Genomic DNA, 408 nt, shown 5'->3' on the forward strand with positions numbered 1-408 from the left:
TCACCGCACCGCTCTGAATACCCGAGGTAATGACCGGGGCATCGTTGGTACCGGTGATCGTGATCGTCACCGTCTGCGTCGCGGTACCGCCCTTGCCGTCGTCGACGGTGACGTCATAGGTCTGCGTCAGCGTCTGGCCGGCCTGCAGCGAGTCCAGCACGTTGTCGGCAACCTGGAAGTTCCAGCCGACCTTGTCGGTTGTCTGGTTCAGCGAACCGAGCGAGAAGGTACCGAGATAGCCGTTGCCGTTCGCCTTGAAGCTGGCGCTGTGCTGATCCAGTGTGTCGACGTCGGAAAAGCCGATCGTGCCGCCCTGTGTATGCGTCACAGTATTCTCACCCGTCGCCTTGTCGGCGATCTCTGTCACCGCACCGCTCTGAATACCCGAGGTAATGACCGGGGCATCGT

At 61.3% G+C, this 408-nt stretch carries 1 protein-coding gene; it reads right to left on the reverse strand.

The features are described 5' to 3' along the window. Positions 1-328 (reverse strand): VCBS domain-containing protein (locus tag L981_RS32905; RefSeq protein WP_210166431.1); only part of this gene is annotated, 328 nt, incomplete at its 3' end. Positions 329-408 lie beyond the last annotated feature (80 nt).

It is taken from the genome of Ensifer sp. ZNC0028 (assembly GCF_000799055.1).
Classification (GTDB): Bacteria; Pseudomonadota; Alphaproteobacteria; order Rhizobiales; family Rhizobiaceae; genus Ensifer.